This window comes from Marinococcus halophilus (assembly GCF_002265875.1).
Lineage (GTDB): Bacteria > Bacillota > Bacilli > Bacillales > Marinococcaceae > Marinococcus > Marinococcus halophilus.
This window is the reverse complement of sequence record NZ_NPFA01000004.1, coordinates 161,409-184,983: the sequence shown is the minus strand read 5'-3', so window position 1 is coordinate 184,983 and position 23,575 is coordinate 161,409. Positions and strand designations below refer to the sequence as shown.

Below are 23,575 nucleotides of genomic sequence, written 5' to 3'. Positions count from 1 at the left end.
AAGGGAGGTAGCGATAATTGGAAAATCGGGTAGAACGTATTAAAAAACAGTTGCATGAACAAAGCTACAAGCTTACCCCGCAAAGGGAAGCGACTGTCCAGGTACTGTTGGAAAATGAAGAAGATCATTTAAGTGCAGAAGATGTATATCTTCTGGTGAAAGAAAAAGCACCGGAAATTGGTCTTGCCACCGTGTACCGGACACTGGAATTACTTAATGAACTCGAAGTTGTGGATAAGATCAACTTCGGTGACGGGGTGTCACGATATGATCTGCGAAAAGAAGGCGCCAGTCACTCCCATCACCATCTTGTCTGTATTGAATGCGGCGCAGTGGATGAGATCCAGGAGGACCTGCTTGCCGAGGTTGAAAAAATTGTAGAAAAAGATTATCAGTTTAAAGTAAAGGATCACCGTTTAACGTTCCACGGGGTCTGCCACCGCTGTCAGGCGAAGGTGAAAAAGAACGAAGAAAGTGCGGAGGCTGCTTCGCTGCACACGAATTAATACATGTACGGGCATCGTCTTTTAACAAAGAGCGGTGCTTTTTTTTATGCCATATAAAAAATGAAAGCGGTATATTTACTGCTGCATTCGCCCTTCCCTAGTAATAAGTGACTATGCTATTCTTAGAAGGGAAGATTGGGAAGCGGGAGGCGGTCATATGACCACGGAGGTACTGGATTTTATACATTATTGCCAAGTTGAAAAGGGCCTCTCCAAAAACACGATTCAGTCGTACCAAAGAGACCTGGAACACTATAGAACATTTATGCAGCTTCGGGATAAATCTGTATGGGCAGACATCGACCGTGCGGACATCGTGGATTTTTTGTATGCCCAAAAAGAAGCCGGGCGCTCCACCGCTACGTTGGCACGCTTTTTGTCGTCAGTCCGGGCGTTTCATCAGTTTCTGCTGCGAGAGCAGGTGGTAAAAAAAGATCCTGCGGAATTAATTGAAATTCCAAAAGGAGAGAAAAAGCTCCCGACTGTACTGTCCACCCGGGAAGTTGACCGGCTGCTTACGGCTGCAGAAGGAACCTCGGCTTTTGCAAAACGCAATCAGGCAATGCTTGAATGCATGTACGCCACCGGACTGCGTGTAACAGAGCTGTGTGAATTGAAAATATCTGATGTGCATCTGCAGATGGGATTTATCCGCTGTGTTGGCAAAGGAAATAAAGAGCGGATTGTGCCGCTTGGGAAAGTGGCTTCCGAGGCTATTGATACGTACATACATTATGGCCGGAGTACTCTGGCGAAAAACAAACGCCACGACCTGCTCTTTGTAAATCATCACGGCAATCCGCTTTCAAGGCAGGGATTTTGGAAAATATTAAAAGCGACGGCTGGCAGGGCGGGGATCGACAAATCATTAACGCCGCACACCCTGAGACATTCCTTCGCTACCCACCTGCTTGAAAACGGGGCGGATTTGCGAGCTGTGCAGGAAATGCTTGGGCATGCTGATATTTCCACGACCCAAATTTACACCCATGTATCCAACCATAAATTAAAAGATGTATACCAGCAGGCTCACCCGAGAGCATAGCTGAAAAGGAGAGATAAAAATGGAAAACTACAAGTATCCACGCGTTTTTTTAGTTGTGATGGATTCCGTCGGCATCGGGGAAGCTCTGGATTCTGAAGAATACGGAGACAAAGGGGCCGACACCCTCGGCCATATCGCCCAGCATATGAACGGAATTAACATTCCCAATCTAGAGCGGCTTGGTCTTGGAAACATCCGGGAAATTCCAGGCGTGGAAGCGTCTGGAGCTCCGACAGCCTCGTATGGCTATATGGAAGAAATGTCTCGAAGCAAAGATACGATGACAGGCCACTGGGAAATCATGGGCCTCTATATTGATGAGCCGTTCCGCACATTTCCGGACGGCTTTCCAGCCGAGCTTTTGCAGCAGCTTGAACAGGAAACCGGACGGGGTGTGCTTGGAAACAAAGTAGCCTCCGGCACCGAGATTATTGAAGAACTTGGCGAGGAGCATCAACAAACCGGAAAGTTGATCGTTTACACCTCGGCGGACTCGGTACTCCAAATTGCCGCCCATGAAGACGAAGTGCCCATTGAAGAACTGTATGACATCTGTGAAAAAGCCCGGGCGATGACATACGAAGCGCCGTATATGATCGGGCGCGTTATAGCACGTCCTTTCAAAGGGTCCCCGGGTAATTATGAACGGACATCCAATCGCCACGACTACGCGCTTAAGCCGTTTGGCCGCACGGTCATGAACGACCTTGAAGACGCTGGCTTTGATAGTATTGCTATTGGAAAGATCAGCGATATTTATGACGGGGAGGGTGTGACGGAGTCGATCCGGACCTCCTCCAATATGGATGGGATGGATCGCGTAACGGAAACAGCGCAGAAGTCGTTTACCGGGCTCAGCTTTTTGAATCTGGTGGATTTTGATGCCAAGTTCGGCCACCGCCGTGATCCGCAGGGATACGGAGAAGCACTCGAAGAATTTGACGCCCGGCTTCCCGAGCTGCTGGAAGCGATGCATGAGGATGACCTTCTGCTTATTACTGCCGACCACGGAAATGATCCTGTCCATCACGGAACCGATCATACCCGTGAAATCGTGCCGCTGCTTGCTTACAGTAAAAGCACCGGTCCTGCTCCGCTTGGAGCCCGGAAAACGTTTGCTGATATCGGTGCGACGATAGCGGATAACTTCCGGCTGTCGATGCCGCAGTATGGCACAAGCTTTTTGCAGCAATTAAAAAGGAAGGGTGAATAATTTGAGTATCCAGCAGCAAACCAAAGAAGCAGTTCAATATATTCAATCCAATATCTCCACTGTGCCATCGACCGGCCTTGTGCTCGGTTCAGGTCTGGGCGTGCTTGCCGACGAGATCAAAAACCCGGTTGTTTTAAAATATGAAGACATTCCCGGCTTTCCCGTTTCTACGGTGGAGGGACACGCGGGCCAGCTTGTGTTTGGTGAACTTGAAGGCATGCAGGTCGCAGCGATGCAGGGGCGTTTTCATTACTACGAAGGGTATTCCCTCCAGGAAGTGACTTTTCCAATCCGCGTAATGAATGCGCTCGGTGTCAAACGGCTTCTTGTCACTAACGCTGCCGGCGGCGTAAATCATGACTTTGAACCGGGCGATTTAATGATTATTGATGATCACATCAACTGGCTTGGTGCTAACCCGCTCATCGGAGAAAACGATGCAGAGCTTGGTCCGCGCTTTCCGGATATGAGTTCAGCGTACTCGAAAGGGCTCGCGAAAATTGCCGACGAGGCGGCCCTGTCGTTAAACATTCGTATTCAGCGAGGCACCTACATGGCAAATACCGGACCGGCCTATGAAACCCCTGCAGAAGTTCGCATGGCAAGGGTGCTTGGGGCGGACGCCGTTGGGATGTCCACGGTGCCGGAAGTGATCGTTGCCGTTCACGGTGGGATGGAAGTGCTCGGTATTTCCTGCATTTCAAACCTGGCTGCCGGCATGCTTGACCAGCCGTTAAGCCACGACGAAGTTATGGATACAACATCAAAGGTCCAGGAAGATTTCTTGAAATTAATGAAAGAAACCCTCCGGCGGATCGCACAGGAGGACGCCTGAATGGATGCTGTAAAAACACAGGAAGCAAAGGATTATATCCAGTCGAAATACAGTGCAGCTCCTGAGGTCGGCATGATTCTTGGCTCCGGGCTCGGTGGTCTGGCTGACGATATTGAAGCAGGCACCGTTATTCCGTACGAAGATATTCCGCATTTTCCTGTTTCCACAGTTGAAGGTCATGCAGGACGTCTTGTACTTGGAAAGCTTGAAGGCAAAACCGTTGTAGCGATGCAGGGCCGTTTTCACTACTATGAAGGCTATTCGATGCAGGATGTGACATTTCCGGTCCGGGTGATGAAAGCGCTTGGCGCCGAATTTTTGTTTGTTACTAATGCGTGCGGCGGAATGCAGTCATCGTTTCGCCCAGGAGACTTAATGGTTATTGAAGACCACATCAACTTTACCGGAAGCAGTCCGCTGATAGGCCCGAACGACAGCAGTCTCGGTCCGCGCTTTCCGGATATGAGCCAGGCGTATGATCCGGTACTTCGCGGTAAGGCATTTCAGGCCGCTGAAGCTCTTGAAATTGATTTAAAACGCGGTGTCTACGGCGGCATCAGCGGGCCGAACTTCCTGAGCCGGGCAGAGCTCATTTTGCTTCGGAACGTCGGCGCTGACGTGGTGGGCATGTCTACGGTGCCAGAAGTGATTGTGGCCCAGCATGCCGGCCTGCGAGTCCTCGGTGTTTCATGTATTACTGATATGGCCATCGGCGAAGAAATCGTCAGCATTTCCCACGAAGAAGTGATGGAAACGGCAGCCAGAACCAAACCAATTTTTATTTCTCTAATGAAAGAAATTGTTAAAAATACGTAATCAATAGCAATGTGTAAAGGGGCCATACTATGAGAATGGTGGATATTATCGCCAAAAAACGAGACGGAAAAGAACTGAGTGAGGAAGAAATCCGCTGGTTTGTGGAGTCTTACAGCAGCGGCGAGGTGCCGGATTACCAGGCCTCAGCGTTTGCGATGGCAATTTACTTTCAGGACATGACCCAGAAGGAATCCGCCGCGCTTACTTACGCGATGGCAGAGTCCGGCGACCAGCTTGACCTGTCGGCGATTGAAGGTATCAAGGTGGACAAGCACTCCACCGGCGGCGTCGGCGACAAAACGACGTTGATTATCGGGCCGATTGTAGCAGCCTGCGGCGTTCCCGTAGCGAAAATGTCCGGGCGCGGGCTCGGCCATACCGGCGGTACAATTGATAAGCTTGAAAGCTTCCGTGGATTTGAAACAGAGATTCCTAAGGAAGAATTCGTCAATCTTGTTAACGAGCATAAAATTGCAGTCGCAGGACAAAGCGGCAATTTGACGCCGGCAGACAAAAAGCTGTACGCGCTTCGCGATGTGACGGCTACCGTAAATTCCATCCCAATGATTGCAAGCTCGGTAATGAGCAAAAAAATCGCAGCCGGGGCAGATGCGATTGTGCTGGACGTGAAGGCAGGCTCGGGAGCTTTTATGAAAGAGGTGGAGGATGCCAAGCGTCTGGCAGAAGCGATGGTGGAGATCGGGCAGTCCTTGGACCGTAAAACGATGGCAGTTATCTCCAACATGGATCAGCCGCTCGGCCGGACCGTCGGGAACGCCCTCGAAGTTAAAGAAGCAATTGAAACCCTGCAGGGCGACGGACCGGAAGACCTTCATGAGCTGAGCGTCAAGCTTTCTTCCTACATGCTTGTTGCAGGCGGGAAAGCCGACTCACTCGAGCAGGCGGAAAAAATGGTGCTTCAGGTGATTAAAAACGGCGAAGCACTTGAAAAGATGAAAGCGTTCGTGGAAAACCAGCACGGCGACGCCGCCGCTGTAGACAACCCGGATAGCCTTGCCGCTGCTGAACACCGTGTCGAAGTGAAAGCAAAAGCTTCCGGCTACGTGCATGGCATTGAAGCTGAAGAAATCGGCGTAAGTGCGATGCTTCTCGGAGCGGGCAGGGCCACCAAAGATGACGTGCTTGATTATAGTGTGGGCATTGAACTTACGAAGAAAATCGGTGATATTGTGCAAAAGGGCGATACGATAGCTATTATGCATGTTAATGACCAGGACAGCACCGAAAGTGCAGAAAAAATTTCCCAGGCATTTACAATTTCAGAAGCTGCTGTTGAAAAGCCAGTCCTCATTTATGAAACCGTGCAGTAATTGTACGGTTTCTTTACTTGCATAAAGCTTTTGTCTTTTTCAGAAGCGTGCTAAAATAAACGGACGAGGAGGAGAAACGAAGGGGAGAATAATATGCAGCTTCATGGAACGCACCATATAAATGAACACGGCCACCTGGAGATTGGCGGAGTGGACACGGTTAATATAAAGCATGAATACGGGAGCCCGGTTTACGTGTATGATGTCGCTTTAATGCGTGAGCGGGCCCGGGGGTTTCAGCAAGCTTTTGAAGATAACGGGATAACGTATCAGGTTGCCTATGCGAGCAAAGCATTCAGTTGCGTCGCAATGTCCCAGCTTGCGAAGGAAATGGGACTCAGTTTGGATGTGGTTTCCGGTGGAGAGCTGATGACGGCGTCAAAAGCCGGTTTTCCGATGGAAAAAGTGCATTTTCACGGTAATAATAAAAGCGAAGCAGAAATCGCCCTTGCCATTGAGCTCGGCATCGGCTGTTTTGTGATCGATAATTTTCATGAGATTCATTTGATTGAACAGCAGGCGGCGAAGCAGCAGACCCATGTGGAAGCGTTGATCCGGACCACTCCGGGTATCGAGGCGCATACACATGAGTACATTTCCACCGGGCAGGAGGATTCAAAGTTCGGCTTTGATCTCACCTCCGGCCAGGCAGATCAGGCTATTTACCGTCTCCAGCAGAGTCCGTCCATCAATATAAAGGGCGTGCATTGCCATATTGGCTCACAGATTTTTGAAACGAGCGGTTTTACCATGGCTATCAAAAAACTGTTCGATCAGTTTGTGCACTGGCAGGAGCACCTTCATTTCACGCCGGAGGTGCTGAACTGCGGTGGTGGCTTTGGGATCCGCTACGTGGAAGGAGACGAGCCGCTCGCGCCGGAGCAGTACGTTCAGGACATGATTCAGTCGGTTAAACAGGAAGCGCTGCGGACCGGCATGGACGTGCCAGAAATCTGGATCGAACCAGGAAGGTCCATCAGTGGCGATGCCGGCACAACCTTATATGACGTAGGTTCGAAAAAAGACATTCCAGGGGTCCGCCGTTACATTTCAGTGGATGGCGGCATGTCGGATAACATTCGTCCGGCGCTTTATCAGGCAGAGTATGAAGGCATTCTTGCCAATCGCGGTCATGAAAAAGCTGATGATACGTTTTCGGTTGCCGGCAAGCTTTGTGAAAGCGGCGATATGTTGATTTGGAACCTGCCGCTTCCAGAAGTGAGAACCAATGATACATTGGCGGTTTTTTGTACTGGAGCCTACGGGTATTCCATGGCCAACAATTACAACCGCCTCCCGCGTCCGCCAGTCGTTTTTGCCGAAGACGGAGAATCACACCTGGTGGTCCGCGGAGAAACGTATGAAGACATTCTTCAGTACGACCTGTCTTACGTACCGGCAAAAGCAAAAACCAAATAAAAAGGAGTAGAGAGAAATGAAAAAAGGCAAAATCGCATTTGAAAACGGAGAAACAGTAACATTGGAATTTTTCCCGGAGGATGCACCGGGAACAGTGAAAAACTTTGAAAGCCTGGCAAATGAAGGTTTTTACGATGGGCTCACGTTCCACCGCGTTATTCCGGGCTTTGTCGCCCAGGGGGGGTGCCCGAACAACCGCGGCGATGGCGGCCCGGGGTATACAATCCCGTGTGAAACGGAGGGCAATCCACGCACCCACGAAAGAGGCTATTTGTCGATGGCTCACGCTGGAAAAGACACAGGCGGCAGCCAGTTCTTTATTCTGTTCGACCAACAGCCGCACCTAAACGGTGTACATACGGTATTTGGCCGTGTGACAGACAATATGGACCAGGTGGACCGGATCCAGGCGCAGGATGTTATGAAGGAAGTACGTGTCTGGGACGAAGCATAAGCTGAATGTTTTGACGGATAAATAAGAAAGTAATAAAATGTATTTTAACTTCATACGGTACGTTGATAGTGATCAACATCCTTCGGGGTCGGGTGCAAGTCCCAACCGACGGTGATAAAGCGAATGCTTTTCAGTCCGTGACCCGGTAAGCGCCAAAGGCGTGGACGGTGGATTCAGTGCAACTCTGAAGCCGACAGTAATAGTCTGGATGGGAGAAGGAAAACCGTATTCGAAAAAATTCTGTTTTTCTGTCTGCCGCCGCAAGGTTCGTGCGACAAGAATAGGAGATTATTTTGGATACGTATGTGTAAAAGCCCCCGGATGTTTATCCGGGGGCTTTTTATTTTTGTAATCAATGAAAACAGGTGAACACCAAAGGAGGTCCGGCCATATGGATCATACATGGATGCATACAGCGCTTGAACTGGCACGCTCGACAGAAGGGCAGACTTACCCGAATCCGATGGTCGGTGCCGTCGTCGTTAAAGAGGGAAGAATCGTTGGGATGGGGGCGCACCTTCGCTCTGGTGAAGCACATGCAGAAGTACATGCCCTTGACATGGCAGGGAACAAAACTGAAGGGGCGACGATCTATGTCACTCTCGAACCCTGCAGCCATTACGGCCGAACCCCGCCGTGTGCTAAGCAGATTATTGAAGCGGGAATAGCCAGGGTCGTGGTAGCGGCGACAGACCCCAACCCGCTTGTAGCTGGAAATGGCATACAGATGATGAAAGACGCTGGTCTTGAAGTCGTCACCGGAGTGAAGCAGGAAGAAGCAGCCTATTTAAATCGGAAGTTTTTTCATTTTATTGAGTCCGGCCGCCCTTATGTCACTGCCAAAACAGCTTCTTCTCTGGACGGCAAAACGGCTACTGCAACAGGAGAAAGCCAGTGGATCACAGGGGAAGAAGCCCGGGAGGACGTCCACAAGGAACGGCGCCGGTGCGACGGCATATTGGTCGGCATCGGGACGGTACTGAGTGACGATCCGTCCCTCACGGCCCGGGTGCCGGAAACGGGAGTGACACCGACGCGGGTAGTACTCGACAGTACGCTCCGGATGCCGGAAAACAGCCGCATGCTGAAGGACGGAGCAGCTCCGGTCTATATCCTTACGAATGAGCCGGCCGACACTGAAAAGACGCGCCGCCTCGAAGAAGCGGGGGCTGAAGTGATACCAGTGGCTTCCGGCGTGAAAAATATCTCCGCGGTACTGGATGTACTCGGAGAAACGAAAATCGTCTCATTATTTGTGGAAGGAGGGGCCGGCGTTCTCGGGTCCTTTCTGGAAGCTGAAATGATTCAGGAATATTTAATGTACGTAGCGCCGATGGTGATTGGCGGGGAAAATGCACCCGGAGTATACCAGGGAAGCGGTATTTCGACACTTCAGGAGGCCCGGGCATTTTCACTGATAAAAGAAGAGACATTCGGGCAGGACCGAAAATATACGCTGCAGGCCGGGGAGTGAAAGCATGTTTACGGGAATTGTAGAAGCGACAGGAACAGTGTCAAAAATGACGCACCAGGAAAATTTAATTCAGCTGGAGCTTGAGAGTGATTTGGATATGAATAGTATCCGGATTGGCGACAGCATCGCGGTGAACGGCATCTGCCTGACGGCCACGGCTAAAAAAGGCCAGAGGGTATACGTGGATGTGATGGCTGAAACGCTCAAGCATACAAGCCTAAAGCATATGGAAGAAGGCACGCGCGTAAACCTGGAGCTTGCGATGCAGGCCGGTGGACGGTTTGGCGGGCATTTTGTACAGGGGCATGTAGATGCCACTGGAACCATTGCTTCCATTGAAGAAGAAGAAAACATGATTTATGTTCATGTCCAGACACCAAAGGAGCAGCTTCGTTATATGACCAATAAGGGCTCCGTCACGGTCGACGGTATCAGCCTGACGATTTTCGGGGTGGATGATGAAAAAGAAACATTTACTCTTTCGATTATTCCGCATACCTGGCAGGTAACCAACCTGTCAGCAAAACAGGCCGGTGATCTGGTCAATATCGAATGCGATATGCTTGCTAAATATACAGAACGTTTGTTGACTGCAGAAAAATAAAACCTTTGCAAAGAAAGTAGGAACGATACCATGGAGGAACGACGCTGGTTTGACCCCATTGAAGAAGCGATAGACGAACTGAGAAAAGGGCAGGTGGTGATCGTTTGTGATGACGAAGACCGGGAGAACGAAGGAGACTTTGTCGCCCTGTCAGAAAATATTGATGCCCAAACTATTAATTTTATGATTACGCACGGTCGCGGCCTCGTGTGCACGCCGATCACAGAAGAGCAGGCGGAGCTCCTGCAGCTTCAGCCAATGGCTGATCAGAATACCGATCCGCACGGCACTGCTTTTACGGTGAGCGTTGACCATGTATCGTCCAAAACCGGCATCAGTGCTTCCGAGCGTGCGCTGACAATTCAGCAACTGGCCAACCAGACCGCAGAACCGGGAGATTTTCAGCGTCCGGGCCATGTGTTTCCACTGATAGCAAAGGAAGGCGGGGTGCTGCAGCGGGCCGGCCACACGGAAGCTGCGATAGACCTTGCTCGGCTTTCCGGAAAGACGCCATCAGGCACGATTTGTGAAATTACGAGAGAAGACGGGGAAATGGCCAGGGTGCCGGAATTGCGCGAAATCGCCGACCGGTTCGGCTTAAAAATGGTGACGATTAAAGATTTGATCAGCTACCGGCGCCATCGTGAAAAATTAGTGAAGCGGGAGGCGGACACGAGTCTTCCGACCGAATTCGGTGATTTTCGTGCGCTCGGTTTCACATCGTCTATTGATGGTAAAGAAATGATGGCGCTGGTGAAAGGGAAGATCGATCCGGAGGAAGAAACGCTGGTGAGGGTGCATTCGGAATGCCTGACCGGGGATGTATTCGGTTCGAAGCGCTGTGACTGCGGGCCGCAGCTGCAAGCAGCTTTGATGCAGATCGAAAAAGAGGGGAAAGGCGTGCTGCTCTATATGCGCCAGGAAGGGCGCGGCATTGGCCTGATTAATAAATTGAAAGCATATGAACTGCAGGAAGCCGGCTACGATACGGTGGAAGCAAACAAAAAACTTGGCTTTCCGGACGATCTGCGCGAATATGGGATCGGTGCCCAGGTGCTCCGGGATATTGGAGTTGGCAAAATGAAGCTTCTTACAAACAATCCCAGAAAAATCACGGGCATTTCCGGCTATGGCCTTGAAGTGACACAGCGAATTGCGATACAGCTGCCATTGCAGGAGGAAAACGAGAAATACATGCGCACGAAGTTTCAAAAATTGGGACACATGCTTCATTTTTAGGAGGAATATACAATGGGAAATACTATTGAAGGAAACGTGAACGGCAGTGGACAAAAAATAGCGATCGTCGTAGCACGGTTTAATGAATTCATTAACAAACAGCTGCTCGAAGGAGCAGAAAGTACGCTTACCCGCAGTGGGCTGAAGGAAGAAGATATAGATATCATCTGGGTGCCGGGGGCATTTGAAATTCCTTTTGCTGCCCAGCAGGCAGCCAAAACGAAAAAATACGACGCGATTGTGGCAATTGGGACCGTCATACGCGGTGCAACGCCGCATTTTGACTATGTTAGCAGTGAATCAGCCAAGGGAGTCGCGAATGTTTCCCTGCAGGAACAGCTTCCGGTAATCAATGGCATCATTACTGTTGAATCCATTGAGCAGGCGATCGAGCGGGCCGGTACGAAAGCTGGGAACAAAGGCTCGGAAGCGGCTATGGGTGCAGTGGAAATGGCCAATCTTGCAAAAAATATCCGTATGGAGTAGAATGAATCACACGGTTTAAAGCCGTGTGATTCTTTTGTGATTGAGTACATGCGCATGAGCAGGGATGAGCGGCTTTCAGTTATAAATACCTATATTCCTCTTGCATTTCTGCCCAAAAGCGTGTATGGTCAATGGTGAATTTAGATACCGGTTTGCGTAAATTATGGAAATGAAGACAAATTTGTCTGAAATTCTGATCACAAAGAGGGATAATTGGCTATGTTGATTAAGTATAAACAATCCTATAAAAAGATAGCGATGGGGCTTCTTTCGTACATGCCGGAAGAAAAAGATGTGAAAAAGCTTCAGGAAACAGTCCAGCAGTATGAAGAAATGGATGACTGGCAGCTGTTTATGTGGAAAGAAGAAGATGACATTGTCGGCGTCGTCGGTCTGCGCTATACCGAAAACGGCACAGCAGAGCTTCGCCATGTGTGCGTAAATCCATCCTATCGGGATGAAGGAATTGGCAAAAAAATGGTACAGGCTGTCCGGGGGCGGCTCGATCAGGACCTGAGTGCCAGTAAAGAAACAGTCCAGTTCCTGCAGGTATGTGATGAACACCAAAAAGATATTCTTGAAAATGAAGTGAACTAATATTACCCGCCGGTAAACGGCGGGTTTTTTTATGGAAAGGTACAGAGGGGAGAATCATGGGTGACGGCTCCGGCGCTGCTTGGCCCGGATACGGAGCTGTTTGTCGCGTTCATGAACGATATCCGAACGGTCCCGAAGCACGTGTTTGTGTACAAGGTCCGTATCTTCAAGCGGCGATGCCTGAAGCCACCGCATATTTTTCTTTTCACACAAATGCTGGCACTGGGCTTCTAGCCCGGAATCCATAATTGGCAGATTCATGTCCTGGTACGGCTCTCCGAGGTGGTCGAGCTGCTTCTGGATACGAAGCGCCAGTCTTTCAGCATCAAGCCCGAGTTCCTGCAACCGGAGAGGCAGTGGTTCGAGAATCGAGAAGGCGTTCCGAAGACACTTTGAAGCGCCGGTAAGATTTCCTCTCCGCTCGTGATACAGGCCGACAGCGATCTGGATCAGGCCGGGCCATACAGGATCGCGTTTTCCGGAAGGGGTTTCTTTCCAGTGGTCTTCGAGTATTTCGTGGCATTCAAAGTAGTCGCGGGTGCTGTGAAATTCGACAAGAAATAGAATGTAGGCGTCCGGATACATACAGTAATTTCTCCTTTTAAAAATTATTGATGAAACTGATTGTATCAAAAACAGGCGGGGAAAACGCATGCTCTGCTTACAGCGGATATGATATACTTGCAACAGCACTCAACAAGTGATGAAGGATGAGAACTATGTCCGAGCAGTATAAAGTAAAAATTGATCAATTTGAAGGTCCGCTCGATGTGCTGCTCCATTTTGTCCAGCAGGCGGAGATGGATATCCAGGATATTCCGCTGGCTGCAATTACGGATCAGTATTTGCAGTACGTGCGCACTATGCAGGAGCTCGAGCTTGACGTAGCGGGAGAATATCTCGTAATGGCCGCAACGCTTCTGCAGATCAAAAGCCAGACCTTACTGCCTGTGACAGTGGACGAGGATACCTGGATGGAGGAAGAAGATCCAAAAGAACAGCTGATTGAGCAGCTTGAAGAATACAAGCGCTACAAAGAAGCAGCCGGAAAACTGCAGCACCGGGAGCAGGAACAGCAGCAGGTGTACAAAAAGCCACTCAGTGAATGGAGCACCGATGATGCAAGGGATGAAGGTCTTCCAGATGGGCTGACGGTATACGACATGGTTGCAGCATTCCAGAAAATGAAAGAACGGGCGAAAAATGCCCACCCGCCCCAGGCCACCGTCCGGGCAGATGAGTACTCGGTAGAAGAGCGAATGACGGAAGTAATGGAAGAACTCGAACGACTTGAAGGCTGTTCATTTTACCAGCTGTTCGCAGAAACGAGAACCAGGCCTCAGATGGTCGTAACTTTTCTCGCTCTGCTTGAGCTGATGAAACAAAAACAGATTCGCTGCGAGCAGGCGAATAACTTTGATGATATAACGATTCAACAGGCAGAAAAGGTGAAGGCATGAAACGGGAAAGAACGATTGAGGGCACACTCGAAGCCTTGCTTTATATTAGTGGAGATGAGGGTTTGCAAGCCAAACAGGCCGCCGGAGCACTGGGCATAGAAACGGAGGCCGCCTTTGAATACTTAACCTCCTTAAAGGAAGATTGGGCAGAGCGGGAAGGCGGCCTGCAGATCACTCAGGCAGAGAATACGTTTTTCTTTGCAACGGTGCCGGAAGCGGCCGGAGCGATTGAGCAGTTCAGTGAGCAGCAGAACCGGCAGACGCTCAGTCAGGCGGCGCTCGAGACACTTGCGATTATTGCTTACAATCAGCCGGTGCTGCGGGCAGATATCGATCAGGTGCGCGGAGTGAAGTCGGACCGGGCGCTGCAGACTCTGCTGACCAAAGGGCTCGTAAAAGAATTTGAACGGACACAGAAGCCGGGAAGGCCCATGTCTTTTATAACGACCATCCGCTTTTTAGAGTATTTTGGGCTCGAAACCCTGGAGGAACTGCCGCCGCTTGGAGAGGAAGAGCAAGTAGAACAGGCGGATTTGTTTTTCCGGGAGCTGTATCAAGATGAAGAATAAGTAAACAGCGCTGATAAGCGCTCTGCTTCCTGGTACAGCGACTTCGTGGCGGCGTGGACAGTTTCCCAACTGTCAGCGCCGTTTTGTACGTTTGATACAAACACGGTTTTCCACCCATTCCCGCCCGTCTTCCAGTATGTATTGAGATACAGATGGTAGTGCTGAAAAAACTGCCGCAGGTTCTCCGCTTCGCTGGGAGAAAAAGCGATATTCAGCTGTTCCCCTGAAAGCCGTATCGCGTGTTCGGATTCTCGGAGAGCCCGGGGGTGAGGAGATTTAAGCTGTTGAAACAAGGCGTCTTTCACCGTCATAAACTGGATGTAGATCTCTTGCTCGACGGAGGCAGTATAGGCCTGTGACCGGGCGGATTCCGCTTCAGTTTCGAGACGGCTTACCCGCTGCTCTATCTCTCTGAGCCGCCTGCCTGTGCGGCGAATACGGGCAGTGGTGCCGACAGCTGTTCCGGCAAGAAGCAGCAAAGCTGTATAAAGAATCAAAAAATGAAATGTCATGTGGAACGCTCCTTTCTCCGTATTGTAGCGGAAGCAGGAAGAAAATAAAATAAGCAGAAGAAACTCTAGGAGGCCCATTTATGGAAAGACTACAAAAAGTGATTGCCCAGGCTGGCATCACTTCAAGAAGAAAAGCAGAAGATTATATTACCGATGGCCGGGTGAAAGTGAACGGCAAAACAGTTAAAGAGCTCGGCAGTAAAGTTGGTATGAATGACCAAGTGGAGGTGGACGGCATTCCTCTTACGAAGGAGGAACCAGTGTATTATTTGCTGTACAAGCCGAAGCAGGTGATATCGGCAGTAGCAGATGATAAAAACCGCAAAGTGGTTACCGACTTCTTTCCGGAAGTGAAAGCACGTATTTTTCCCGTCGGCCGGCTGGATTATGATACATCCGGTCTGCTGCTTTTAACCAACGACGGTGAATTTGCCAATAAAATGATGCACCCAAAAAGTAACGTGAAAAAGACGTATATTGCGAAAGTGACCGGGAAGCCGTCAGCAGAAAAGCTGCAGCTGCTTCGCCATGGCGTTGAGCTTGATGGGGTAAAAACGGCTCCGGCGAAAGTAAATGTTAAGTCGGCTAATAAAAAAGGCAACAGCTCGATTATTGAAATTGTTATTCATGAAGGAAGAAATCATCAGATTCGCCGTATGTTTGAAAAAATCGGTCATCCGGTAGAAAAACTGAAGCGCGAACGCTATGGCATGCTAGATCTGCTCGGAATGAACCCGGGAGAGACACGCCCGCTGAAGCCAAAAGAAGTCAAACAGCTCAAAGACCTGGCCTAAAAGTTCATTAATGTTTCAGTTCTGCCGCTTGGAATCTTGACCTGGCGGTAGGTAAAATGAATGTATAAGCTTTGCAGACAGGAGAGGATTTCATGGATCAGCAGACAACAATACTAGTCGTAGACGATGAAGCGAGGATCCGACGGCTCATCCGAATGTACTTGGAACGCGAAGACTTTGTGATCGAAGAAGCGGAAAACGGGGAAGATGCCCTCGCGATGGCTTTGGAAAAGGACTACGACGTCATCCTGCTCGATTTAATGCTTCCTGGCATGGACGGCGAGGAAGTATGTGAACAGCTGCGCGAAACGAAAGCGACCCCGGTGATTATGTTGACGGCTAAAGGAGAAGAGTCCAACCGGGTGCAGGGGTTTGAAGTAGGGGCAGACGATTATATCGTTAAGCCATTCAGTCCGCGTGAAGTGACGCTGCGTGTAAAAGCACTGCTGCGGCGCTCTTCTTCCACCAAATATATGAAGCCGGAAGCTTCTGCCAATGAAGTGCTGGTTTTCCCGCATTTAACTATTGATAATGATGCCCACCGGGTAACAGTGGATAATAAAATTATCGGCCTCACACCGAAGGAATATGAGCTGTTGCTGTACCTGGCCCAATCTCCGGACAAAGTATTTTCGCGGGAGCAGCTTCTGAAAGACGTATGGAAATATGATTTCTTTGGAGACCTTCGAACGGTGGACACCCATGTGAAGCGTCTGCGTGAAAAACTGAATAAGGTTTCTGAAGATGCCGCAGACATGATCGCGACGGTCTGGGGCGTTGGATATAAGTTCGAGGTGGAACAGAAGCAATGATCTGGCGCAGCGTCGTCGGAAAACTTTGGCTGACGATACTGGGACTCTTAACAGTGGTGCTGCTAATTCTTACCATCCTGCTGCTTCAGTTTTTCGAACAGTTTAATATTTCGGAAGCGGAAACCCAGTTAACCAACAATGCTGAGATTATTGCTACATCGCTGCAGGAAGAGAATTCCCCGGAAAGTTCGCAGCCAGTCATTGATCAAATTGCCGGCACATATAATTCCGAAGTGATGGTATTTATCGATGATAATCTCTGGTACGGCTCAGGAGAAGGAGAAGGGCTGGCGGCTTCGGATATTCAGGATAGCAGTGAGCTTGGCAGTGTCTCTGGAGCAAGGGAGCAGGTGACGGTTCACGACACCTTTTCCACCGACAGCGGCGAAGACGAAATTTTTGTTGTGGGTGAGCCGTTTACGACAAGCGATGGCCGGGAGGGCGAAGTGTATGTGTATCAGTCGCTCTCGGTTATTGAAGAAACGACGGGGGAAACAAAGCAGATTATCCTGCTTTCGGCCGGCATTGCTATTATTTTAACGACCGTTTTTGCGTTTTTTCTGAGCACACGTATCACAGCCCCGCTTCGGAAAATGAGGGAGCTCGCTCTCAATGTGCTCAAGGGAGACTTTGAATCCAAGGTTCCTGTAGTCAGCAACGATGAAATCGGGCAGCTCGGTAACGCCTTTAACCGGATGCGCCGGGAGCTGTCGCAGAATCTGACAGCCTTGAATCAGGAGAAAGAGCAGCTCAGCCGCATTTTGCACAGTATGGCTGATGGCGTAATCACGTTTGACCGGGGAGGAACTATGGTATTAACCAATCCTCCGGCGGACTATTTCATTCGTTTAAATCGGCTCGAAGAGAAGCAGGAAGCTCGTGCCATTCCAGTCGAACTGACGAGTCTGTTTGAAAAAGCGGTAGAGACAGAAATGGAGCAGCTTGATGAGTTCGAGGTGCAGGGCCGGAGTTTTGCCGTGCTTGTCACCCCGCTTTACGGAAACGAGGATGTGCGCGGGGCAGTAGCTGTAGTCAGGGACATGACAGAAGAACGCCGGCACGATAAGCTGCGCAAGGACTTTATTGCCAATGTCTCCCACGAGCTGAGGACACCCATCAGCATGCTCCAGGGCTACAGTGAAGCAATTGTAGATGATATCGCAGCGTCAGAGGAAGAGAAGAAAGAGATTGGGCGCATCATTTATGATGAATCGCTGCGGATGGGGCGCCTGGTGAATGAACTGCTTGACCTTGCCCGGATGGAGGCCGGGTACCTGAAGCTTGAAAAAGAAGAGGAAGAGGTTACCTCCTTCTTTCAGCGGGTGGAGCGGAAATTCCAGGGACTTGCCGAAGAATCTGAGGTACAGCTTGTTCTGGACCTGCACGCCCCGGAAAAATACGCCTATATTGATGTTGACCGGGTAGAGCAGATTCTAACAAACCTGGTCCATAATGCGATACGCCATACAGAGGCAGGGGGAGTCATCACTATCCGGGCTGTAAACGGCGAATCACTGCATATGGAAGTCAGCGATACAGGCAGCGGTATATCGAAAGAAGATCTGCCTTATGTGTTTGAACGCTTTTATAAAGCGGATAAAGCGAGAACACGGGGTAAGGGCGGCACCGGACTTGGCCTTGCCATTGTCAAAAATATTGTCGATGCCCATCAGGGCGCCATTGTAGCAGAAAGTGAGCAGGAAAAAGGGACAACATTTTATATTGATCTGCCGAATAAGTAAAGACCAGAGGAGCGGTTAAGCATGAAAGCTTGGTACGAAGAACACTTTCAGGAAGATTATTTGCGAGTGTACGACCACCGTGATGAAACAAAAGCAGCCAGTGAACTGACAGCGTTGATGGAAAAAATTCCGCTCACTCCCGGTGCGAAAGCTATTGATTTATGCTGCGGCAATGGACGCCATGCGCGTTGGCTGGCAAGAAAAGGTGTAGATGTTACCGGCATCGATCTGTCGCCGGCGCTGCTGAAAAAAGCAATTGAGCTGACGAACGGGCTGCCGGTGCAGTACCAGCGGGGGGATATCCGCAACGTGCATATTAGGAAGGAATACGACCTGGCTTTTAATTTATTTACAAGCTTTGGTTATTTCCCGGACGACGAAGAAAATGAATTAATATTTCAACAGGCGGCTTCTGCATTAAAGCCGGGTGGCTGGTTTGTTTTTGATTACCTGAACCCCGAGTATATCAAGCAGCATATCGTCCCCCGGGATGAAACGGTGAAAGATGGGCTGAAAATTTATCAGGAGCGGAGCATCCAGGATGAATTTATCGTAAAGCGAATCAGTATTGTAGAAGGGGAGTCCACCAGAAGATATATGGAGAAAGTGAAAATGTATCAGGAAAGCCAGCTGCGAAGCATGATGGAAGCGCATGGCCTGCAGATTCATGCGTTTTACGGCGATTATGATGCTTCTCCTTTTCAACTCCAAACTTCCCCGAGGCAGATATTTATCGCCCAGCTTGCAGAACAATAAGCAGGAAGGAAGAACATGGATGAAAATTAAAGCACTGATGATAATACCGGCAGCAGGGACACTTGCTGCCTGCAGCACTGATGGGGAAAGCGGTAACGACGGCAGCAGTAATGAAAACACAGAGGCCATTGAAGTTACGGATGCTTCCGGGGAAACAATCACACTTGACGAGGCGCCGGACGAGATCGTCAGTTTGATGCCGAGCAATACAGAAATTGTTTATGAGCTGGGAGCACTCAACAAAATCGAAGCAAGAACCGACGCGGATACATATCCGGAGGAAGTGACAGACATCGAAAGCGTAGGTTCGGGTCTTGAACCAAATATTGAAGAGATTATTGCCATGGATCCGGATATGGTGCTCGCACACGCTTCCTCCGGCATTGAAGATTCTCTATCCCAGGTGGAGGAAGCGGGTATTCCAGTCATTACCGTACCGGACGCCCAGTCATTTGACGCTGTGTACGACAGCATCGAATTAATTGGCACCGCTATCGGAGAGGAAGAAGAAGCCAAGGAAGTCATCGGTGAAATGAAAAAAGACGTATCAGACGTAAAGAAGGCGACCGAAGAAGCAGAATCCAGCCAGGAGGTGTATGTGGAAGTAGGTGCATCTCCTGACCTGTATACCGCGGGGAGCGGAACGTTTATTGATGAAATGCTGTCGGCAGTTCATGCAGAAAATGCTGCCAGCGAATTGGAAGGCTGGTCGATGGTGAGCGAAGAAGAAATTATTGATGCCTCTCCAGATGTCATTTTAACGACGTACCCTACAGAGAAAGAACCGCTGGAGATGATTGGTTCAAGAGAAGGCTGGGAGACTGTTCCTGCAGTAGAAAACGACGAAGTATACGCATTGAGCAGCGATAAAGTGAGCCGTCCGGGCCCGCGTCTTACTGAGGGGCTAGAGGAAATGGCGGAAAGAATTCATCCGGATGCGATGGCTGAAAAATAATTACACAAGTACCTATCTCCTAATGGTCGGAGCATTTACCGGGGTGCTTCTTCTCGCTGTTTCGATGGGGAGTGTAGCGGTGCCTCTTTCTATAAGCACCAAAGCGGTGTTAGCCCAGGTATTTCCGTTTCTCCCTTTTTCACTTGAAACAACGGCTGGCGCTGAAGCGATTATTCAGGAGGTGCGGCTGCCGCGTGTACTCCTGGCGGCGGCGGTAGGAGGGGCGCTGGGACTCGCCGGGGCTGTCTTTCAGGGACTGCTTCGAAACCCGCTTGCCGATCCTTACACGCTTGGTGTGTCCTCAGGATCTTCGCTCGGAGCGGTCGCCGTATTGTATTTTGGCTGGCAGCTGCCTTTGCTTGGCAGCTTTACGCTGCCGGTGGTGAGTATTATCTGCGGTTTTTTGACGCTTGCTGTTCTGTTGCTTTTTGTTTATTCCGTGGAACGCACCGTGCGGACCGAGACCATGATTCTTGCTGGTATTATTATCACCTCATTTCTCAGCGCATTTATGTCTTTATTGATTGCGTTCAGCGGAGAAGAACTCCGGCAGATTATTCAGTGGCTTCTTGGGAGCGTGAGCCGCAGAGGATGGGATTATCTTAGGCTGATCGTTCCGTGCCTTCTGGCAGGAGCACTGCTGCTTTCACAGGCGCGCGCCCTTAATGCATTTGCGTTTGGCGAGGACAGCGCTTCCTCGGTAGGGGTGAATGTACCGAGGACAAGGATGCTGCTTCTCGCCGGAGCGTCAGTACTGACAGGCGGAGCGGTTGCTGTTTCAGGTACCATTGGGTTTGTAGGACTTGTGATTCCGCATATGATCCGGCTTTTGTGGGGTCCGGACCATAAACATCTGCTGCCATTATCCTTTGGTGGCGGGGCAGTTTTTTTAATGCTTGCAGATTTAATTGCACGCACAGTTGCTGCTCCGGTGGAGGTGCCTGTCGGGGTGATTACGGCACTGGCCGGGGCGCCTGTGTTTGCACTGCTCCTATTTCATCAGCGAAGAAGGCGGTGGCAGTAATGTCGGAAGTTCAAGTCGAAAATATAACTGCAGGTTACGGGAAAAGCAGCACGGTAGTCGACCGGGTTTCCTTTATGGCCGGGGCGGGAGAAATGGTTGGCGTTGTCGGTCCGAACGGCAGTGGAAAGTCCACACTGCTCCGCGTGATGGCCGGCCTGCATGAGGCATGGTCGGGAAGTATTCAGTATAAAGATAAACCTTTGAACTCGTTCACTTCTTCCGAACGAGCTAAAACTGTCGCCTACCTGCCGCAGTTTGATGAATTAGCGGCGGCCTATTCGGCCCGCCAGGTCGTAGAAATGGGAAGATACGCCTATCAAAAAAGCTGGTGGCCGGCAGCAAATAATAAAAAAGATGAACAAGTGATTCAGAATGCTATGCGACAAATGCACGTCTGGACCAAAAGATTCCATTCGTTCCACGCATTAAGCGGGGGCGAAAAACAGCGGGTACTGCTCGCAAGACTGCTGGCACAGGAACCGGAATGTCTTCTGCTCGATGAGCCGACCAACCATCTGGATATTCACTATCGTATTGAGCTGTTGAATTACATCCGCAGCTGGGCTTCGGAACAAAACCGAACTGTGATAGTTGTGATGCACGATATTCAGGCGGCCGCTCTTTACTGCGACCGGGTGTTGATGCTCTCGGAGGGCAGGGTGGAAGCGTTCGATGAACCGGCGGCTGTTTTTGACGAACGCCGGCTTTCGGAAGTGTACCAGGCTGATATTCGTGTCAGTCTGCAGCATGAAATAAAAGCACCAGCCGTGTACTGGCGCCCTCCCAAGCAGGAAGACAATATTTTGAATGTCCCGCTGTCATGGTCGGAAACACCGGATCAATGCCAGGCGGTTTCGAGCGTAACATTAAATGTGTATGCTCCTTCGTTAAAAAAGCTGGTTTACGGCACCGTGTTATCAGTGGATAAAATAAATGGAGATCTGCATATTTTCGAGGATGGACTGAGGAGGCGGTCAGCTCACATCATTCACTTTTCGCCGGGGATGCGCATATGGAAAAAAAGCTCAGGCCCCCGGGAGGCTGTGTTTGGGGCTGGGCGGTCGTGCTTTTTGTGGCTCCATATGGCAGAAGGGTGGCCGGCCCAGGAAATTTCAGCCTTGCAGCTGTACATACAGCGGAAAGCATTTGAATGGATGTATTACCATACAAATACCGGGCTTTCCCTCCGGGCGCTGGAAGAGATCATGGTGACAGCACCAGTAAAAAAGAATGAAACATTTTCGGAAGAACAGTTACATTGGCACTACCTTCACATCGGAGAATTGATAGAATCATTGTTAGATGACTACAATTCGGATTTCGGATAGAAAGGGTGAAAAACATGAAGCTGTACACGAGGCAGGGAGACCGCGGTGATACCTCCGTGGTGGGCGGAAAAAGAAACAAAGGTGATGCACGGATTGAAGCGTTTGGAAGCTTTGAAGAAGTAAACGCATTAATTGGTAAAGCGGCATTGTTGGCGGCGGAGGAAAAAAGCGGGAGGGATCTGCAGACAGATCTTGAGCGTATTCAGCATGAATTATTTGACTGTGGCAGTGATGTCGCTGACATAAGGGCAGAGGCGGTACGCAAAGTTGATAATTCCACCGTGGTATGGCTTGAAAACCGAATTGATGAGTACACGGAAGAAGCACCGCCACTGCAAAAATTTATTCTTCCGGGCGGAACGTCGCTGTCAGCAGAGCTTCACCTTGCCCGCACTGTATGCCGGCGGGCCGAGCGGGAGCTTGTGCGGGCAGGAGAAAATGAAGATGTGCCCGTCCCGGTTCTTATGTATGTGAACCGTCTGTCGGACTACTTGTTTAGTGCCGCAAGAATTGCCAATAGCCGCGCAGGAAAAACAGATGTTGAATATGAACGAAGTGCGAAGGTATTCACTACTGAGAAGGAGAGGGAGAACAAGCAATGAAGCAGCTTTCGGCCCGGACTATTCAAACCCAGCTGAGTGGAGAGGATATTTTCATTGATGTCGGACTGCTCCGCTGGCTGAACGAGCAGTCCGGATCTGTAGCACGGGATAACTGGCTGCTGGAGGCATGTTTGTTTTTTCTGATCCGAATAAGGGTTCACGAACGTATCCGGCTCGATGAGGACGGTCATATCCACCGGCGCTTCTGGAAAGTCATGGAGAAGTCTTTAAGATTAGAAAGGCACGGCAAGCATACAAAAACGAAAAATATTTTTATCTACTGCTTTTTAGAGCAGATGGCCATGCAAAAGCAGTGGATTCAAAAGGACGGAAAGCATGCGTTTATTACCCGGAGAGGCGATGACTATTTGAAAGAAAACCGTGAGAAACAGCTTAATGAGCTGCTTGGCTATTTGTGGCCGAAATCATGAAAAAGCTAAAAATGGCGGGCTGCGGCCCGTCCTTTTTGCTATCATTAACGCAAAAGGACTTGTTCTGGGAGGTATTTTCTTATGTTGATCATTTATCAACGTTTAAAGAACAATGAGAACAGTCTGAAACAAATGAGGAAACTAAACGAGCTTTACGCAGAAGTATTTGAAGAAGAAGAGATGTATACGGGAAATAAACCTTCGGAGGCGTACCTTTTAAAGCAGCTCTCAAACGAGAGTACGATCATTTGTACAGCTGTCCTGGGCGAACAGGTGGTGGCCGGTCTCACGGCCTACGTCATGAACAAGCTGGAAGAGGAAACGTGTGAAATCTACGTTTATGACCTCGCCGTAGATGTTAAATTCCGCAGACGGAAAATTGCGACGAACCTATTAGGGTTTCTACTGGAAGAAGCTAAAAACCTTGATGCATCCGCTGTTTTCATTCAGGCTGACCAGGAGGATGCGCCAGCCGTGGCACTATATGAATCAATGGGCGAGCGGGAGGACGTCTATCATTTTAATATTTATTTAAAAAAGGATAAAAGGCAGGGAAGGCAAGGCACATAAA

At 49.8% G+C, this 23,575-nt stretch carries 27 protein-coding genes and 1 riboswitch; of the genes, 25 read left to right on the top strand and 2 right to left on the bottom strand.

Features of this window, described 5'->3' with window-relative positions; genetic code table 11:
• Window positions 1-17: 17 nt before the first annotated feature.
• The 13 genes from fur to CHL76_RS06055 all read left to right on the top strand — a co-directional run bounded on the left by fur (window position 18) and on the right by CHL76_RS06055 (window position 12,019).
• Window positions 18-506, top strand: coding sequence for a ferric iron uptake transcriptional regulator (gene fur / locus CHL76_RS06115; protein ID WP_079476643.1), 489 nt, complete (start codon window positions 18-20; stop codon window positions 504-506).
• 157 nt (window positions 507-663) lie between these two features.
• Complete coding sequence (gene xerD, locus CHL76_RS06110; protein ID WP_094908121.1) at window positions 664-1,551, top strand: site-specific tyrosine recombinase XerD; 888 nt, start codon at window positions 664-666, stop codon at window positions 1,549-1,551.
• 19 nt (window positions 1,552-1,570) lie between these two features.
• Window positions 1,571-2,764, top strand: a complete 1,194-nt coding sequence (gene deoB / locus CHL76_RS06105) for a phosphopentomutase (RefSeq protein ID WP_094908120.1) — start codon at window positions 1,571-1,573, stop codon at window positions 2,762-2,764.
• Window positions 2,757-3,599, top strand: a complete 843-nt coding sequence (locus CHL76_RS06100) for a purine-nucleoside phosphorylase (RefSeq protein ID WP_079476640.1) — start codon at window positions 2,757-2,759, stop codon at window positions 3,597-3,599. The genes deoB and CHL76_RS06100 overlap by 8 nt, the downstream gene beginning before the upstream one ends.
• Window positions 3,600-4,415 (top strand): purine-nucleoside phosphorylase, encoded by an 816-nt coding sequence (locus CHL76_RS06095; RefSeq protein WP_079476639.1) that lies wholly within the window; start codon window positions 3,600-3,602, stop codon window positions 4,413-4,415. It abuts the gene before it with no gap.
• Between the two features lie 29 nt (window positions 4,416-4,444).
• The gene (locus tag CHL76_RS06090) at window positions 4,445-5,746 is read left to right on the top strand and encodes a pyrimidine-nucleoside phosphorylase (RefSeq protein WP_094908119.1); all 1,302 of its coding nucleotides are present in this window, start codon (window positions 4,445-4,447) and stop codon (window positions 5,744-5,746) included.
• 93 nt (window positions 5,747-5,839) lie between these two features.
• A complete protein-coding gene (lysA, locus tag CHL76_RS06085) occupies window positions 5,840-7,165 on the top strand; it encodes a diaminopimelate decarboxylase (RefSeq protein ID WP_094908118.1) in 1,326 nt (441 codons plus the stop codon).
• A 16-nt stretch (window positions 7,166-7,181) separates the two neighbouring features.
• Window positions 7,182-7,619 carry a peptidylprolyl isomerase gene (locus tag CHL76_RS06080; RefSeq protein WP_094908117.1) on the top strand — a complete coding sequence of 146 codons (438 nt, stop codon included), beginning with the start codon at window positions 7,182-7,184 and terminating at the stop codon, window positions 7,617-7,619.
• Window positions 7,620-7,693: 74 nt separating this feature from the next.
• Window positions 7,694-7,843, top strand: a riboswitch (FMN riboswitch).
• Between the two features lie 167 nt (window positions 7,844-8,010).
• A complete protein-coding gene (gene ribD / locus CHL76_RS06075) occupies window positions 8,011-9,093 on the top strand; it encodes a bifunctional diaminohydroxyphosphoribosylaminopyrimidine deaminase/5-amino-6-(5-phosphoribosylamino)uracil reductase RibD (protein ID WP_158219088.1) in 1,083 nt (360 codons plus the stop codon).
• A gap of 4 nt (window positions 9,094-9,097) precedes the next feature.
• Window positions 9,098-9,697, top strand: a complete 600-nt coding sequence (locus tag CHL76_RS06070; RefSeq protein WP_094908116.1) for a riboflavin synthase — start codon at window positions 9,098-9,100, stop codon at window positions 9,695-9,697.
• Window positions 9,698-9,727: 30 nt separating this feature from the next.
• A complete protein-coding gene (locus CHL76_RS06065; protein WP_094908115.1) occupies window positions 9,728-10,936 on the top strand; it encodes a bifunctional 3,4-dihydroxy-2-butanone-4-phosphate synthase/GTP cyclohydrolase II in 1,209 nt (402 codons plus the stop codon).
• A 12-nt stretch (window positions 10,937-10,948) separates the two neighbouring features.
• Window positions 10,949-11,422, top strand: a complete 474-nt coding sequence (ribH, locus tag CHL76_RS06060) for a 6,7-dimethyl-8-ribityllumazine synthase (protein WP_079476633.1) — start codon at window positions 10,949-10,951, stop codon at window positions 11,420-11,422.
• Between the two features lie 219 nt (window positions 11,423-11,641).
• Complete coding sequence (locus CHL76_RS06055; RefSeq protein ID WP_079476632.1) at window positions 11,642-12,019, top strand: GNAT family N-acetyltransferase; 378 nt, start codon at window positions 11,642-11,644, stop codon at window positions 12,017-12,019.
• 54 nt (window positions 12,020-12,073) lie between these two features.
• Here CHL76_RS06055 and CHL76_RS06050 read toward each other — a convergent pair whose 3' ends face one another.
• Window positions 12,074-12,604, bottom strand: a complete 531-nt coding sequence (locus CHL76_RS06050; protein WP_094908114.1) for a DUF309 domain-containing protein — start codon at window positions 12,602-12,604, stop codon at window positions 12,074-12,076.
• A 134-nt stretch (window positions 12,605-12,738) separates the two neighbouring features.
• Here CHL76_RS06050 and CHL76_RS06045 point away from each other — a divergent pair, with 134 nt between their 5' ends.
• Window positions 12,739-13,479, top strand: a complete 741-nt coding sequence (locus CHL76_RS06045; protein WP_094908113.1) for a segregation/condensation protein A — start codon at window positions 12,739-12,741, stop codon at window positions 13,477-13,479.
• Window positions 13,476-14,048, top strand: coding sequence for an SMC-Scp complex subunit ScpB (gene scpB, locus CHL76_RS06040; protein WP_094908112.1), 573 nt, complete (start codon window positions 13,476-13,478; stop codon window positions 14,046-14,048). Before CHL76_RS06045 ends, scpB begins: the two co-directional genes overlap by 4 nt.
• On the opposite strand, the gene CHL76_RS06035 is transcribed toward scpB, so the two are convergent.
• Window positions 14,033-14,560 (bottom strand): hypothetical protein, encoded by a 528-nt coding sequence (locus CHL76_RS06035; RefSeq protein ID WP_094908111.1) that lies wholly within the window; start codon window positions 14,558-14,560, stop codon window positions 14,033-14,035. The two genes, scpB and CHL76_RS06035, sit on opposite strands and share 16 nt — an antisense overlap.
• An 80-nt stretch (window positions 14,561-14,640) precedes the next feature.
• Between CHL76_RS06035 and CHL76_RS06030 the strand changes: the two genes are divergently transcribed.
• The 10 genes from CHL76_RS06030 (at window position 14,641) to CHL76_RS05985 (ending at window position 23,574) form a co-directional block, all read left to right on the top strand.
• Window positions 14,641-15,354, top strand: a complete 714-nt coding sequence (locus CHL76_RS06030) for a pseudouridine synthase (RefSeq protein WP_079476627.1) — start codon at window positions 14,641-14,643, stop codon at window positions 15,352-15,354.
• 92 nt (window positions 15,355-15,446) lie between these two features.
• Window positions 15,447-16,166 carry a response regulator transcription factor gene (locus CHL76_RS06025; RefSeq protein ID WP_079476626.1) on the top strand — a complete coding sequence of 240 codons (720 nt, stop codon included), beginning with the start codon at window positions 15,447-15,449 and terminating at the stop codon, window positions 16,164-16,166.
• Entirely contained in the window at window positions 16,163-17,908 is a 1,746-nt protein-coding gene (locus CHL76_RS06020; protein ID WP_094908110.1) for an ATP-binding protein, read from the top strand. Before CHL76_RS06025 ends, CHL76_RS06020 begins: the two co-directional genes overlap by 4 nt.
• A 21-nt stretch (window positions 17,909-17,929) precedes the next feature.
• On the top strand, window positions 17,930-18,664 hold the full coding sequence (locus CHL76_RS06015; RefSeq protein WP_094908109.1) for a class I SAM-dependent methyltransferase: 735 nt from the start codon (window positions 17,930-17,932) through the stop codon (window positions 18,662-18,664).
• Between the two features lie 19 nt (window positions 18,665-18,683).
• Entirely contained in the window at window positions 18,684-19,619 is a 936-nt protein-coding gene (locus CHL76_RS06010) for an ABC transporter substrate-binding protein (protein WP_158219087.1), read from the top strand.
• A 22-nt stretch (window positions 19,620-19,641) separates the two neighbouring features.
• Window positions 19,642-20,643 carry a FecCD family ABC transporter permease gene (locus CHL76_RS06005; RefSeq protein WP_186807338.1) on the top strand — a complete coding sequence of 334 codons (1,002 nt, stop codon included), beginning with the start codon at window positions 19,642-19,644 and terminating at the stop codon, window positions 20,641-20,643.
• Window positions 20,643-21,971: an ABC transporter ATP-binding protein gene (locus tag CHL76_RS06000; protein WP_094908106.1), complete on the top strand. Its 1,329-nt coding sequence runs from the start codon at window positions 20,643-20,645 to the stop codon at window positions 21,969-21,971. The genes CHL76_RS06005 and CHL76_RS06000 overlap by 1 nt, the downstream gene beginning before the upstream one ends.
• A 14-nt stretch (window positions 21,972-21,985) precedes the next feature.
• Window positions 21,986-22,573 carry a cob(I)yrinic acid a,c-diamide adenosyltransferase gene (locus tag CHL76_RS05995; RefSeq protein WP_094908105.1) on the top strand — a complete coding sequence of 196 codons (588 nt, stop codon included), beginning with the start codon at window positions 21,986-21,988 and terminating at the stop codon, window positions 22,571-22,573.
• Entirely contained in the window at window positions 22,570-23,004 is a 435-nt protein-coding gene (locus CHL76_RS05990) for a hypothetical protein (protein WP_079476619.1), read from the top strand. The genes CHL76_RS05995 and CHL76_RS05990 overlap by 4 nt, the downstream gene beginning before the upstream one ends.
• Window positions 23,005-23,085: 81 nt before the next feature.
• On the top strand, window positions 23,086-23,574 hold the full coding sequence (locus CHL76_RS05985; protein WP_094908104.1) for a GNAT family N-acetyltransferase: 489 nt from the start codon (window positions 23,086-23,088) through the stop codon (window positions 23,572-23,574).
• Window position 23,575 lies beyond the last annotated feature (1 nt).

Coding starts and splice junctions, on each gene's coding strand:
- xerD (WP_094908121.1), top strand. CDS start 664: ATGACCACGGAGGTACTGGATTTTATACATTATTGCCAAGTTGAAAAG.
- deoB (WP_094908120.1), top strand. CDS start 1,571: ATGGAAAACTACAAGTATCCACGCGTTTTTTTAGTTGTGATGGATTCC.
- CHL76_RS06095 (WP_079476639.1), top strand. CDS start 3,600: ATGGATGCTGTAAAAACACAGGAAGCAAAGGATTATATCCAGTCGAAA.
- CHL76_RS06090 (WP_094908119.1), top strand. CDS start 4,445: ATGAGAATGGTGGATATTATCGCCAAAAAACGAGACGGAAAAGAACTG.
- lysA (WP_094908118.1), top strand. CDS start 5,840: ATGCAGCTTCATGGAACGCACCATATAAATGAACACGGCCACCTGGAG.
- CHL76_RS06080 (WP_094908117.1), top strand. CDS start 7,182: ATGAAAAAAGGCAAAATCGCATTTGAAAACGGAGAAACAGTAACATTG.
- ribD (WP_158219088.1), top strand. CDS start 8,011: ATGGATCATACATGGATGCATACAGCGCTTGAACTGGCACGCTCGACA.
- CHL76_RS06070 (WP_094908116.1), top strand. CDS start 9,098: ATGTTTACGGGAATTGTAGAAGCGACAGGAACAGTGTCAAAAATGACG.
- CHL76_RS06065 (WP_094908115.1), top strand. CDS start 9,728: ATGGAGGAACGACGCTGGTTTGACCCCATTGAAGAAGCGATAGACGAA.
- ribH (WP_079476633.1), top strand. CDS start 10,949: ATGGGAAATACTATTGAAGGAAACGTGAACGGCAGTGGACAAAAAATA.
- CHL76_RS06055 (WP_079476632.1), top strand. CDS start 11,642: ATGTTGATTAAGTATAAACAATCCTATAAAAAGATAGCGATGGGGCTT.
- CHL76_RS06050 (WP_094908114.1), bottom strand. CDS start 12,604: ATGTATCCGGACGCCTACATTCTATTTCTTGTCGAATTTCACAGCACC.
- CHL76_RS06045 (WP_094908113.1), top strand. CDS start 12,739: ATGTCCGAGCAGTATAAAGTAAAAATTGATCAATTTGAAGGTCCGCTC.
- scpB (WP_094908112.1), top strand. CDS start 13,476: ATGAAACGGGAAAGAACGATTGAGGGCACACTCGAAGCCTTGCTTTAT.
- CHL76_RS06035 (WP_094908111.1), bottom strand. CDS start 14,560: ATGACATTTCATTTTTTGATTCTTTATACAGCTTTGCTGCTTCTTGCC.
- CHL76_RS06030 (WP_079476627.1), top strand. CDS start 14,641: ATGGAAAGACTACAAAAAGTGATTGCCCAGGCTGGCATCACTTCAAGA.
- CHL76_RS06025 (WP_079476626.1), top strand. CDS start 15,447: ATGGATCAGCAGACAACAATACTAGTCGTAGACGATGAAGCGAGGATC.
- CHL76_RS06020 (WP_094908110.1), top strand. CDS start 16,163: ATGATCTGGCGCAGCGTCGTCGGAAAACTTTGGCTGACGATACTGGGA.
- CHL76_RS06015 (WP_094908109.1), top strand. CDS start 17,930: ATGAAAGCTTGGTACGAAGAACACTTTCAGGAAGATTATTTGCGAGTG.
- CHL76_RS06010 (WP_158219087.1), top strand. CDS start 18,684: ATGAAAATTAAAGCACTGATGATAATACCGGCAGCAGGGACACTTGCT.
- CHL76_RS06005 (WP_186807338.1), top strand. CDS start 19,642: ATGGTCGGAGCATTTACCGGGGTGCTTCTTCTCGCTGTTTCGATGGGG.
- CHL76_RS06000 (WP_094908106.1), top strand. CDS start 20,643: ATGTCGGAAGTTCAAGTCGAAAATATAACTGCAGGTTACGGGAAAAGC.
- CHL76_RS05995 (WP_094908105.1), top strand. CDS start 21,986: ATGAAGCTGTACACGAGGCAGGGAGACCGCGGTGATACCTCCGTGGTG.
- CHL76_RS05990 (WP_079476619.1), top strand. CDS start 22,570: ATGAAGCAGCTTTCGGCCCGGACTATTCAAACCCAGCTGAGTGGAGAG.
- CHL76_RS05985 (WP_094908104.1), top strand. CDS start 23,086: ATGTTGATCATTTATCAACGTTTAAAGAACAATGAGAACAGTCTGAAA.